At 36.4% G+C, this 11,542-nt stretch carries 9 protein-coding genes; 5 read left to right on the top strand and 4 right to left on the bottom strand.

Annotated features, from left to right (window positions below; all coding sequences use genetic code 11):
* Positions 1-31: 31 nt before the first annotated feature.
* Both CNQ82_RS11310 and CNQ82_RS11305 read right to left on the bottom strand, forming a co-directional pair.
* Positions 32-1,411 carry a HAMP domain-containing sensor histidine kinase gene (locus tag CNQ82_RS11310; protein WP_123145335.1) on the bottom strand — a complete coding sequence of 460 codons (1,380 nt, stop codon included), beginning with the start codon at positions 1,409-1,411 and terminating at the stop codon, positions 32-34.
* Positions 1,404-2,078 carry a response regulator transcription factor gene (locus CNQ82_RS11305; RefSeq protein WP_123145334.1) on the bottom strand — a complete coding sequence of 225 codons (675 nt, stop codon included), beginning with the start codon at positions 2,076-2,078 and terminating at the stop codon, positions 1,404-1,406. Before CNQ82_RS11305 ends, CNQ82_RS11310 begins: the two co-directional genes overlap by 8 nt.
* A gap of 165 nt (positions 2,079-2,243) precedes the next feature.
* Here CNQ82_RS11305 and CNQ82_RS11300 point away from each other — a divergent pair, with 165 nt between their 5' ends.
* Positions 2,244-3,302 (top strand): ABC transporter permease, encoded by a 1,059-nt coding sequence (locus CNQ82_RS11300; protein WP_123145333.1) that lies wholly within the window; start codon positions 2,244-2,246, stop codon positions 3,300-3,302.
* A complete protein-coding gene (locus tag CNQ82_RS11295) occupies positions 3,302-3,991 on the top strand; it encodes an ABC transporter ATP-binding protein (RefSeq protein ID WP_123145332.1) in 690 nt (229 codons plus the stop codon). The genes CNQ82_RS11300 and CNQ82_RS11295 overlap by 1 nt, the downstream gene beginning before the upstream one ends.
* A gap of 61 nt (positions 3,992-4,052) precedes the next feature.
* Here the strand turns inward: CNQ82_RS11295 and CNQ82_RS11290 are convergent, their stop codons facing one another.
* Entirely contained in the window at positions 4,053-4,886 is an 834-nt protein-coding gene (locus CNQ82_RS11290; protein ID WP_240624887.1) for a YdcF family protein, read from the bottom strand.
* Positions 4,887-5,210: 324 nt separating this feature from the next.
* Here CNQ82_RS11290 and CNQ82_RS11285 point away from each other — a divergent pair, with 324 nt between their 5' ends.
* The 3 genes from CNQ82_RS11285 (at position 5,211) to CNQ82_RS11275 (ending at position 8,881) form a co-directional block, all read left to right on the top strand.
* Positions 5,211-5,672, top strand: coding sequence for a MarR family transcriptional regulator TcaR (locus CNQ82_RS11285; RefSeq protein ID WP_123145331.1), 462 nt, complete (start codon positions 5,211-5,213; stop codon positions 5,670-5,672).
* A 474-nt stretch (positions 5,673-6,146) separates the two neighbouring features.
* Positions 6,147-7,514, top strand: a complete 1,368-nt coding sequence (locus CNQ82_RS11280; protein ID WP_123145330.1) for a TcaA second domain-containing protein — start codon at positions 6,147-6,149, stop codon at positions 7,512-7,514.
* A 146-nt stretch (positions 7,515-7,660) separates the two neighbouring features.
* The gene (locus tag CNQ82_RS11275) at positions 7,661-8,881 is read left to right on the top strand and encodes a putative multidrug effflux MFS transporter TcaB (protein WP_123145329.1); all 1,221 of its coding nucleotides are present in this window, start codon (positions 7,661-7,663) and stop codon (positions 8,879-8,881) included.
* A gap of 67 nt (positions 8,882-8,948) precedes the next feature.
* On the opposite strand, the gene CNQ82_RS11270 is transcribed toward CNQ82_RS11275, so the two are convergent.
* Entirely contained in the window at positions 8,949-11,450 is a 2,502-nt protein-coding gene (locus CNQ82_RS11270) for an MMPL family transporter (RefSeq protein WP_123145328.1), read from the bottom strand.
* Between the last annotated feature and the right edge of the window lie 92 nt (positions 11,451-11,542).

Raw genomic sequence — 11,542 nt, 5'->3', positions numbered from 1 at the left:
TGGGACAAATCAATGTTCCAGCCACTTATTTTTAAATATTTTTAGTCAGTGTAATGATAAAGGTGCTGCCTTCTCCAGGTGTACTCTCAACTTCAATAGTCCCTCCATGGAGTTGAACTATCATTTGAGCAATAGCCAAACCAAGTCCATTGCTGGTAGCCGAGTGCGTTCCTTTATAGAAACGTTCGAATAAGTGTGCTTGGGTTTCTTCAGTCATACCTGGCCCATCATCAGTCACACGACAGACGATTTGATTTCTATCTTTTTCCGAAGGTGCAATTTCAATATCAATACTGCCATCTTGTTCTGAATATTTAATCGCATTAGAAATTACATTTTGGAAGGCTTGGTAAATTAACCGATAATTACCTTGGATAGCCATATCTTCAATATCAGTCAAGACAATCAGATCTTTAGCATCAATGGAATATTGTTCATGGCGGATAATTAAACGGATAAGTTCAGCAAGTTCAATCTTGTCTTTAAATTCAAGGTGCTCATGATTATCTAATTCTGCCAACAATAATAAAGCGCGTGTGAGATTGCTCAAACGATTCGTTGCTGCATAGATTTCTGCAATATAATATTCACGTTCCTGCTCGCTGTCAGTCATACTCAATCGATCTAATAATTGATGAATATGTGTCAGAGGCGTTTTAATTTCATGCGAAACATTTTGCACAAAGTGCTGACGCATATCATCTAATTGTTTTAAGGATAAACGCATTTGATCAAAGCGATATTGCAAGGTTCCGAGTTCATCTTTTCGAGTAGTCACAATCGGCGTGTTGAAATCGCCCTCCATTAATCGGTTCGTTGCACGTTTTAATTGCGAAATCGGCTTAATCAGAGCATAAGTCGAACTGATGATTAAGAGCATTGAAATGAGCAACAATAACACTAATAGAATTGCTAAAAAGACGCGGAATTCACTGAATGATTTTCCAATATCTGGGCGAATAAAGACAGCTACTTTGCCTTCAGGCGTATGAAAAGCGGTACCGACTGTATTGGCCGTTTCGTTATCGAAAAAGCCGGTAACAAATAGTTGATAAGGATGATTACGTATACCGTGATAATCTTTTTCATGCATTACTTGATGAATTGCTTTTTCAGAGAGATTATCGCGACGAAAATGGTCACCGTAAAACTGTCTTTGACCTGCTTGATTGATGGTCAAAACTTGAAAATTCAGCTCACTGATGTGTTGGAAATAAGCCGGCATATCCTTAGTATGCGTTTCTTCTTGATAATGCTTGGCTTCTTTCAGTGTGGTCATAATTTTATGGTCATTAGAAGGTTTCAGTTGCACATGGTAATAAATGTTGGACAGAATAAAACTTGCGACCGCACTAAACAACATAATGACGACAGTATAAATCGCAATTCTGGAATAGAGTGTTTTAAACATGAGCTTCCACCTTATAACCTAAACCGCGTACCGTTTCAATGCTGACATTACTTCCGATTTTAGCCAGACGATTACGCAAACGTCTGATATGTACATCCACAGTTCGGTCATCGCCGTCATAATCAAATCCCCATACGCGTTCAATACATTCTTCACGACTAAATACTTGTTTAGGATTGCTGGCTAATAAAAATAACAGGTGAAACTCTTTATTAGGTAAGGTCATCGTTTTATTTTCTGTAGCGATTTCTAAATAAGATTGATTTAATGTTAAATTGCCGATTTCCAGTTCATTTTCTGCATTAATTTGATAACGACGCAATACAGCTTTGATGCGAAAAATAAGCTCTTGCACTTCGAACGGTTTCGTTACATAGTCATCTGTGCCTGTTAAGTAAGCTTCTTCTTTATCACTTAACGCATCACGTGCGGTCAGCATAATGACAGGTAATTCATAGTTTTCCTTTAGCTTCTGACATAGTTCAAAGCCATCCATACCATTCATCATAATATCCACAATCGCAATATCTATATGATGTTGTTCTAAATAAGTCAGAGCACCTTCAGCACTTGGTTGTGTCGCTGTTTTAAATCCTTCTTTTTCTAAATAGGAAGAAACATAATGCAGAATTTGGTAATCATCATCTACAATTAAGCACGTTGTCATTCTATCCTCTCCTACAATATGATTTAAAGTTATTATACCTATTTCATTCATACACCCTCAACCGCTATCTCTCATACGGATTTTCTTTTTTCCTTAAAGTTCATATTCAGTTCATATAGTCCTTCTAGAATAAAAGTATCATAAAAAAAGAAGGAGAAATGAACAATGAAATTAGCATGGAAAGAAATGACATTCTATAAATTCAAATTCATCTTAATCATGTTGATTATCTTGCTACTTTCAAGCATGGTACTGTTCATCAGCGGACTTGCTCAAGGGCTTGGACGCGAAAATATTTCCATGCTAAATAATATGCAAGCAGATAAATTTGTAGTGCAAGATATCAAGCAACCTGTGATTGAGAAATCGATAATTAAACCTGACAAGCAAAACGATATCGAAAATATTATTAATGAGAAACCTTTTAAATTAGGACAACAAACAATGGTTTCAGATCAAACGAATGATTTGGACATTTTATTGATTAACCCTGTCAAAGATTTCAAACCAGCCTTAACGAAAGGGCATTATCCTCAATCAAACAATGAAATTGCGGTCAATAAAAAACTGACTGGAGAAGGATTGAAAATTGGCGACAAAGTTAAAATGAAAGGGCATGGCGAAGCTTATAAGATTGTAGGGATTATGAACGATACGATGTATTCACATAGTTCAGCCGTGATGACGACCAATCATGAATTTGATCAACTCATGCCGAAAGCTGCATCTTTTTATCCTGTAAAAAACATGACAAAAGCAGAACAGCATAAATTAGATGACATCTCTGGTGTGAAAGTGGTAAGCGAAAAAACGTTAACAGATAATATACCAAGTTATAATGCGGAACAAGCGCCGTTAAATATGATGATCATCAGCTTATTCTTCATCACTGCTATTGTATTAAGTGCATTCTTCTATGTCATGACAATTCAAAAAATATCAGAAATTGGTATTTTGAAAGCGATTGGTATTCGTACAAGACATCTCTTATGGTCGCTTGTGTTCCAAATTTTATTAGTAACGATGATAAGTGTAGTTATTTCAGTTCTTATTATTAGCGTCTTATCGATGTTTATGCCTGTTACGATGCCGTTCCATATCACTATTACCAATATGCTGCTGGTTATCGGAGTATTTATACTTGTAGCGATTATCGGCGCGTCACTGTCATTCATTAAATTAGTCAAAGTGAATCCAATACAAGCAATAGGAGGGGAAGCTTAATGACTTTAGAAGTTAAAAATATTACAAAATCATTCGGTACTGGAGAAGCGAAGACAGATGTTCTCAAAGGTGTGGATTTCGAAGTACAGCCTGGCGAATTCGTTATTTTAAGTGGCGCCTCTGGTTCTGGTAAATCAACATTATTAACAATATTAGGTGGCTTGCAAGATCAAGATTCTGGCGAGATATTATATAATCAGCAACCCTTGTTCAATAAAGCAAAATCCAAAGCAGAAATGCGGTTGACTGAAATTGGATTCATCTTCCAAGCTTCGCATTTAGTCCCTTACTTATCAGTGCTAGAACAATTGACAATTGTAGGGCAAGAAGCGGGAATGAGCAAAGCAGATGCAGATCAGCGTGCACGCCGTTTGCTCGACCAAATCGGGTTGACACACCGTTTGAAAGCATATCCGCATATGTTATCTGGAGGAGAAAAACAACGCGTGGCGATTATGCGTGCCTTTATGAATAATCCGAAAATTATCTTGGCAGACGAACCTACAGCCAGTTTAGATGCTCACCGCGCTACAGAAGTGACGCAAATGATTCGTGAGCGTATTACTAAAGAAAACATGGTAGGCATTCTCATTACGCATGACCGCAGATTATTTAAATATGCAGACCGCGTGATCGATTTGTTTGATGGAAAAATATTAAATAAAGAAGATGCAAGTGAAATAGTATAAACAATAAACATTTGAACACAAATAAAAGTCGACGAAAACTTTCAAAATTTTCGTCGACTTTTTAATTTGCTATCCCTAATAGTTTCAATAAGAAAGGGTTGGTCTCTAGAATACTGAAGATGAATAGTAAGCCGAAATAGATGGTAAGTAATAATTTATAACAATACATTAATGCTAAGTAATCACGAATTAAGGCTGTATCGAAAAAGGCATAAGGTGTACGGCTTCCAAGACCGCTTGCTTTCAACTTTAATACTTGTGACAAACGTAAGGCGCGCAAAACGTGAAATTGACTTGAAACGATAGTAACATTTCGTGGGCGGAGGGATAATTGATCTGCTAAAATCTGCTTGGTATTATATAAATTTTCATAAGTACTATGAGAAGCAGCTTCCATAATAATATGTGAAGCGGGTACATGCTGTTCTATTAAATAAGTTTTCATCGCTTCAGCTTCTGATACTTGGTTACCTTCGCCTTTGCCCCCGCTCACTACAATATAAGTAGGGTGGTCTTGTGCTAGATAGAGCGCGACTGTACGATCTAAACGCCAAGCCAGCATCTGGGTTACTTTTTCACGGTATAGTCCTGCCCCTAAGACAATAATTAAATCGGTCGGCTTAGGGTAATCAATCATACTATAAGCAGAAGACCAACTTAAATAATGAACGAGCGCAAATAATGCACTGGCAGTAATCCAACATAACCATAATAAAATACCATTTAAAATAGGAACAGGCAGCCAGCTGAGCAGGTAAAAGGCACAAGCAAGTAATCCAATAGCTATTGCTAAGCCAAACAAACGTAATAAAAACATACGAGCGCTTTTCCATTCGAAAATCGCACGGTGCTTATACAGTAATAAGAGTCCGCCGATTAAAGTTATAATGGTCAAATCATATGGAAATGTATCTGTTAATAAATGTATAATAATTATACAGAAACCAGTGATTAAACTAAGAAAAAACGAGATAATATTTAAACCATGTCGTTGGTTGAAAAATAAATATATATAACTGCATAACAGTAAAATACTAAGTATTATAGAAATAAACAATGTCATTGACCTCAGTCCTCAAGAATTCATGTACTTAATTTTACCCTATTTTTTCTTAAGTTTCTTTCAATATGGTATCCTTAAAAAGACAGAAGAAGAATAGTGTAGTTTAAGCTAAACGATACTTCGGAAAAATATTTAACTAAATGAAGGAGAAAACTCATGCAAAATATTGAACAACATATCGACTTTATGGATCATTTCTTGGAAGATATCAATTCCATGGTTGCCAAACTGCTAGAAGATTTGCGACATGAATACAATGTATCTATGGAACAATCTCAAGCAGTGCTGTTATTAGACAACAATAAATCACTCACCTTATCAGAAATCACTGAGAAACAAGGCGTCAATAAAGCAGCAATCAGCCGTCGTGTGAAAAAGTTGATTAAACTAGATCTCATCCAATGGGAGAAACAAAATGCGAGTGTAGACCAACGTTTAAAATATGTGAAGTTGACCCCGAAAGGGCGCGAATATATCGAGCGTTCTAAAAAGATAGTCAGTGAAGTCGCTGTTTATTTAGTACAGGATTTAAGTGAAAAGCAAATTGAAGAAACTGCTGAAAATTTAAGTATCATAGATCAACGTATAAAAGAATATGTGAAAGAGAATCAATTATAAGTATATATAAGAAGCAGGCTGGGACAAAAATTTAAGTCTCAGCCTGTTTTATCAACAGCGAGCAGCAAAGCAAATAGGGCATTAGTTCACTTCAAACTTTTTAATAGAGTCCAGTTAACCAAAAATGACATGAAAAAGAGACGACAAAAACATTACAAATTACAGTTATCTCGGTCTCGCTTCCTCATTAGTTATAATTTCGAAGCTAAGTCTAAATAAGTATATTATTTTAGCGAGGGGTACTTTATAATAGTAATGATACGAAAACTGAAGGCGAATAGAGAAATAATTTTACTTTCAAGTAAATTCCCTGTAAAATTTGTTCGGGTTAAATGTAAAAAAAATTAATTTAAACTGATGAATTAAATACATATGCAATATCAATAGACGAGATAGAAACGATAAGCACAACCTAGAAGAAATTTCCCAGGAAATATTTCTTCGTAAGAATCGGATTAATTGAGGTGAATGACAATGGTACAATCTCAGGATGGAAAACAAGATAATTCGGAAAATAGAAATGTGCAGAAAAGAAAGACGGAAACAAATTCTAAAGAGAATATCAATCAAACTATCCGTAAAATGGTACCGTGGGGCATTGGGATATTTATAGTGATATTATTGATTATCCTCTTTTCCTTGTTGAAGAATTATAACTCTCCCGAAGCCCAAGCTAAAATATTTGTAAACGCCGTGAAAAGTAATGACACGCAACGGATTTCGAATATTTTAAGTACACGGGATAATAAAGTGGGCAGCGATGAAGCGGAGACCTTTATCAAATATATTAAGAATGAAATCGGTTTGAAAAAATTTGATAAAGAGTTGAACGCTACTGTCCATGATATTGACCAACATCAAAAAGATGCTGGATACATTAAAACGCCTGACGGAAACAAAATATTAAGAGTCACTATGAACGGACGTCGTTATATCTTCTTTGATAATATCGGTTTTGCTACAGAAACTAAAAAAGCGATTATCAAGAAAAAATCAAAAACGACTTATGTTTTCCGTGCAGATGACAAGAAGAGAAAGGTAATTGCAGAACCGAATAAGCCGACGATGTTAGGCAACTTTATCCCAGGTATCTATAAAATTCCAGCTACTAAAGAGAATGATAACGGAAAGTTCATCGGTTACTTAACCTTCTCATTTAAAAACAGCAACAGTGAAACCGTCGATGTTCATGAAAACTTCCCAGAAGCTAACTTGAATATCAATTTAGAAGGTGCAGACAAACTAGATAAAAAGGATACAAAAGTTAAAATTAACGGCAAGCAATACAGCTATGATCACGCTAAATTATATGGACCTTATCCCGTAACTGAAGAAATAGAAGTTACTGCTGAAGGGAAAGCTAAAGGTAAAACTTTCAAATCAAGTACTATTAAACTATATCCGAATGAGCTGAAATCAAATACCCCAGTACGTTTAGAATTTGAAAAAGATAAAATTGATAAATACGTGAAAGAGAAAGAAAAAGAAGAAAATAGTTTGAAAAATAAAGTCACTAAATTCTTCAATAAGTATTCCTTAGCTATGAATAACGCAGCAGGCACAAATAACTTTGCGAGCATTTCAAATTTTTTCAAGCCGGATACTGCAGATTATAAAACGATGAAACAAAACTTTCAGACAGGACAGGGCATTCAGTCTTTGATACAAAGTCCGCAAGTTGTGGATGTCTCACAAGAAGGTTCTAATGTCTATGCGGAAGTACAAAATATCAATAGCCAAGGTGTATGGGTCACTTCTAAATATAAATTAGAAGATTCAGCAAAGCACCCAGCTAAAAGCGATGATGAGTCAGATTTGAAAATTATCAGTAATAAAGAATAATACTGAAGAGCGAAATAATGAAATCCATCCATAGATTTCTATTTTGCTCTTTTTCTTTTCAACAATCTTAAAATAATACTTTATTTCAGTCGTATTAAAGTATACGATTAAACTAATGTTTATCTATAGAGAAAGAGGGAGATTTTGTGAGCCACACCCATATAGAAAGAGAGAAACCAACCATCTTTCTAGTCATCATATTAGGTGCCTTAACCGCAATCGGCGCACTATCAATTGATATGTTCTTACCAGGATTGCCCCAAATCAGAACTGATTTCCATACAACAACGTCCGCAGCACAACTGACGCTGACTTTATTTATGGTCGGGCTGGCATTCGGTAACTTATTGATGGGACCTATTTCGGATGCTGTCGGAAGAAAACAACCACTCGTTATTGTGATGATTGTTTATACACTTGCAAGCCTCGGCATCATCTTTTCAATCAATATCACGATGATGATTAGCTTACGATTAGTACAAGGATTATGTGCAGGCGCTGCAGCCGTGATTTCACGTGCAATTGCCAGCGATATGTATAGCGGGAAAGAACTAACTAAATTCCTAGCAGTCCTTATGCTCGTCAACGGTGTCGCACCCGTATTAGCACCCACATTGGGAGGAATTATCTTAATCTTCTCGAACTGGCACATGGTATTCATCATCTTAACAATTTTCGGCATCTTCATGGTGCTCTCAACCAGTTTGCGCATTCCAGAATCATTGAGCAAACAAGCACGCGAACCTGCCGATATTCTATCCATTATCAAGCAATTCAAAGCACTCTTGCAAAGACCGAAATTTGTCTTGCCGATGCTCTTACAAGGCATGACCTTTGTCATCTTATTCAGTTACATATCCGCTTCACCCTTCATCACCCAACGCATCTACACGCTTTCACCCCAAGCCTTCAGCTGGATGTTTGCAATCATCGGAATTGGGTTGATTATCTCGTCACAACTTGCAGGTAAACTCGTAGATTACTTCGAACCACTTGCCATTATGCGCGGCTATACACTCGTGCAAATCATAGGCGTCATCACCATTACCATCGTCTTGACCCTTCATTTGCCGATTATCTTCTTATTCATCGCCTTCCTGCTGCTAGTAGGACCCGTTACAGGAATCGCGACCATCTCCTTTTCAGTAGCGATGGACGAAAGAACAGGCGGCAGCGGCAGCGCTTCAAGTCTGCTGGGATTAGTCCAAACCCTGATAGGTGGCATCAGTACTCCACTCGTAGGCCTGATGGGCGAGCACAGCTATATACCGTATCTGATCATAATCAGCATCACCTCAGTCATCTTAATCATACTGCACCTCTTAATCGCTAAAACCTTTTCGGGAAAAGAAACCCCTGGAGAGTAGCAGGGCAGAAAAAGCAAAAGAGCGGGAGAACCACCTTTACAGGTCGTTCTCCCGCTCCATTTTTATCTTACGCGTCTTTGTGGTTCTTAACATGTGTTTTAAATGGCCACCAGTTTCCAGGTCCGAATGATTTAATCAATGCTGGAATGAAGAGTGGCAACATGAATAGGTTATAAATAATTAAACCTAAAATAATAACAGTTGCAATTTCCATTAATGTCATTGCACCAGAAGTATAAAGCGCTGCAACCGTACCGATTAAGATGATACAAGCAGTCATGATAACCGTACCCATTTTACTCATTGAAGTCAGCAACGCTTCAGTAATCGATTTGCCTGCGTCGACTTCTTCATTGAAGCGGTTGACTAAGAAGATGGCATAATCAATACCGAGCGCCATCAGTACAACGAAACTGAAGAATGGAACGACTAATAATAAACCTCCCATGCCGAGCATGTCGTTAAAGATTAAATTAGCGACACCGATAGAAGCATAGTAAGTGATTAAAATAGAAGCAATCATATACAACGGCATAATAATTGAACGTTCAAAGATCAAGAGTACAACGAACAAGAATACTGTTATAAGCGCGATGGCTTTAGCCATGTCGCTATCAATGATTTTTTGCAAGTCGTTATTAGAAGAAGATGTACCGCCATATTCAATATCACTATTTTTAAACGCAGTTCCTTTGACTTGGTTATCTACAGTGTTATGAATACGTTCAACTGTATTCATTGAAGCTTTAGAGAACGGATCATCTTTTAATTCAACATTCAATAACAGTACTTTGCCGTCACCTTTACTATATTGATCGACAGATTGTTTTAATTTCTTATCTTTCAACATATCATCTGTCACATACATGCCTGACTTACTCATGCCTTTATCTTCAGACATGTCTTTAAGACGTTCTTGAATTTGTGATTGTCCATTTTGTACTTTAGAAATACCTTGTTGAGATTGTTCAAGCGCTTTAGACATTTCACCAGCTTGTTGTGTGACTTGTTGTCCAGCTTGCTGCGGTGATTGACTGCCTTGTTGCATCGCTTGTTGAACACGACTTGGGTCAGTATAAGGTTTAACTTGTGAGTCCATTTGACCAAGTCCCTCATTGACCTGACCGAGACCATTATTAGCGTCTGTCAATTTACTTTGAATTTGATTTAATTGATCAGTAGCTGATAATTGCTTAATAGGTTTGCCAGTAGGGCGTGTGATAGTGCTGACACTTTTAACGCCTTTTACTTTCTCAATAGATTGGGAAAGTGCTTCTAAATCATTAACACCTTTAGCATTGTTTAATTTCTTATCGTCTTTAATAGCAATGTTTACAGGGAATGCTTGGCTCATATTGAAATCGTCTTTAATGATATTGATAGCTTTAATAGAATCATATTCATCGCCGATTTCATTTGTATTGTCATACGTAATCGTGTTAGGCGCGAAAACAATAATCGGCACCATAATAATTAAGACGATGACTAATGCTAAGAAAGAACGCTTATTCGTAAATTTACCTAATGCACCCCATAATTTATTATCTCTATGATCAGCTGCTTTCTTGCTTGGCCAGAATACTTTGCCACCTAGTAGGAGCAATAGTGTCGGTAATAATGTGAAGAGAATAATCATTAAGCACAAGACACCGACTGCGATACCCATAGCAGAACGGAATAAGCTGAATTCTACAAAGAATAATGCAGCGAAACCGACAAGTACTGTAATCGCACAAATCAAGATTGTGCGACCGCCATGTTTGAAAGTATTTAACACAGCATCGAAATTACTTTGATCTTTACCTAATTCCTCTTTATACCTATTTAATAACAGAATGCAATAATCGGTTCCGATACCGAAGAGCAATGCAATTAAGAAGGGTTGGATGTAAATAGAAATAGGGAAATCAATATATTTTACTAAGAATGCTAATACACCTTGCGAAAAGGCATAAGCTAAACCTACAAGTAGAAGCGGCACGAAAGGAGTTACGACTGAACGGAATACTAAGAATAAAATAACTAAAATTAAAATCACCGTAATAATTTCAGTTGTTTTTAGTCCTTCGTTGACACTTTTATTGATATCATCATTAATAACTTCGTTACCAGTGACGTAAGCCCCTTTAAAATCCTGATGTTTGATTTTATTAATATCTTTTACAGCATCTAACGTTTTATTTTTGTCATCCGTTGTTTCAATTGGAATCATCACAGATTTTTTATCTTTAGATACTAACTTATCTTCAACATCTTTGTTTTCGAAAGGATCAATGACAGTTTTAACATGCTTAACATCTTTGACCTTTTTGATGTAATCCTTTAAATCTTTTTTGCTGGATGCATCTAATTTATGATTCAGCTGCACTACAGCACTGATGCTCTTATAATTTGCACCGACATCTTTCAATTTCTGATCATATTGTTGAGATGTTGTATCTTTAGGTGGAGCGATTTTCCCTTTGTCATTAGCAAGTTGCGCTAAATTCGGAGCAAAAATAATGGAACATGCAATTGCAATCACCACAATAATTGAAATTATCCATCTGAACTTCAATATGGTTTTCATAAATAACCTCCCAATAATGTTAAAAGTTGAATGTAAATTAGTTGACTTTAATCAACTAATAGTTTCTTTACTCTACAATCATAGTAAAGAAG

The organism is Staphylococcus debuckii (assembly GCF_003718735.1).
In the GTDB taxonomy this organism is placed as follows: Bacteria; Bacillota; Bacilli; order Staphylococcales; family Staphylococcaceae; genus Staphylococcus; species Staphylococcus debuckii.
The sequence above is the reverse complement of the archived record's forward strand: the minus strand, read 5'-3'. Positions and strand labels throughout refer to the sequence as shown.

Coding starts and splice junctions, on each gene's coding strand:
- CNQ82_RS11295 (WP_123145332.1), top strand. CDS start 3,302: ATGACTTTAGAAGTTAAAAATATTACAAAATCATTCGGTACTGGAGAA.
- CNQ82_RS11280 (WP_123145330.1), top strand. CDS start 6,147: ATGGTACAATCTCAGGATGGAAAACAAGATAATTCGGAAAATAGAAAT.
- CNQ82_RS11285 (WP_123145331.1), top strand. CDS start 5,211: ATGCAAAATATTGAACAACATATCGACTTTATGGATCATTTCTTGGAA.
- CNQ82_RS11305 (WP_123145334.1), bottom strand. CDS start 2,078: ATGACAACGTGCTTAATTGTAGATGATGATTACCAAATTCTGCATTAT.
- CNQ82_RS11300 (WP_123145333.1), top strand. CDS start 2,244: ATGAAATTAGCATGGAAAGAAATGACATTCTATAAATTCAAATTCATC.
- CNQ82_RS11310 (WP_123145335.1), bottom strand. CDS start 1,411: ATGTTTAAAACACTCTATTCCAGAATTGCGATTTATACTGTCGTCATT.
- CNQ82_RS11270 (WP_123145328.1), bottom strand. CDS start 11,450: ATGAAAACCATATTGAAGTTCAGATGGATAATTTCAATTATTGTGGTG.